The organism is Micromonospora sp. D75, assembly GCF_018070405.1.
GTDB lineage: Bacteria > Actinomycetota > Actinomycetes > Mycobacteriales > Micromonosporaceae > Micromonospora > Micromonospora chalcea.
Genome location: NZ_JAGPXV010001030.1, coordinates 1 through 1,092 on the forward strand (window position 1 = coordinate 1; position 1,092 = coordinate 1,092).

At 75.6% G+C, this 1,092-nt stretch carries 1 protein-coding gene and 1 pseudogene; both read right to left on the minus strand.

What is annotated here, in order from left to right; genetic code table 11:
- On the minus strand, positions 1-733 hold a 733-nt coding region (locus KBX39_RS31730), incomplete at its 3' end, for an ABC transporter permease (RefSeq protein ID WP_210874105.1).
- Positions 730-1,092 (minus strand): annotated as a pseudogene (locus KBX39_RS31735) (ABC transporter ATP-binding protein); the annotation flags it as partial. The gene KBX39_RS31730 and the pseudogene KBX39_RS31735, both read right to left, overlap by 4 nt.

The following is a 1,092-nucleotide window of genomic DNA, read 5'->3' on the forward strand; positions in this document are numbered from 1 at the left end:
GGTACGGCTCGGTGTCCCCGGCCAGGAAGTGGTTGCCCGCCACGCCGGGGAACGCGTCGGCGATCCGGGTCAGCACCGTGATGTCCGGCTCCTGTAACGACAGCGGCACGATCATCAGCAGCGCGAACAGCACTGTCAGGGCCAGCACCGCGCCGCGCAGGGCGGCCGCCAGGCCGAGCGCCAGCACGCCGATCAGCGCCAGGTACGCCGCGGCGGCCACCACGCCGGCCACGGTGCCGCCCAGCGGGGCGCGGCCCCACTCGCCGAGCACCGGCCGGGCCGTCACCGCGCCGACAGCGCCGAGCAGCAGCCCGAGGCCGAACGTCACCGCGCCCACCACGATCGCCTTGGCCGCCAGCACCCGGCCCCGCGACGGGGTGCAGCGCAGCGTGGTGCGGATCGTGCCGGTGGCGAACTCGCTGGTGATCGCGAACAGGCCGAGCGCCAGCACCACGTACTGGGTCAGCTCCAGCGACCCGGCCACGATTTCGCCGACGCCGACCACGCCCGGGTTGTTGGCCGGGTCGTCGTCGGTGTTGGCGTTCTGGGCGTAGATGGCGAGCTGGGCGCTGGTGGCCGCCATGGTCAGCACCGCCGCGAGCAGCGTCCACCAGGTGGAGCGGACCGACCAGAGCTTCGTCCACTCGGCGGCCACCGCCCCGGTGAGCGGATGCCCGTCGGGGGCGGGCCGGGTGGTCCGGCGTGCCGGGTCGAGCGTGGACGGTGCGGTCATCGGGTCCCACCTCCGGTCGAGCCGGCGGCGTACTCCACGCTGTCGGCGGTCAGTTCCAGGAACGCCTCCTCCAGGGAGGGTGCGACGGGGGTCAGCTCGTGCAGCCGTACCCCCATCTCGTGCGCCAGGTCGCCGACCCGGCCGGCGGTGCTGCCGGCGACGGACATCCCGCCCTCGTCGGCGGTGACAGTCGCGCCCTCGGCGGCCAGTCGGTCACCGAGCGCGGCGAGCGCGGCCGGCTCCGGCCCGCGCACCCGGACCGACGCGGCGGGCCGGGCGGCGATCAGCTCGGCCAGCGGCGCGTCCGCCACCAGACGGCCGCGCCCCAGCACCACCACCCGGTCGGCGGTCTGCTGCAT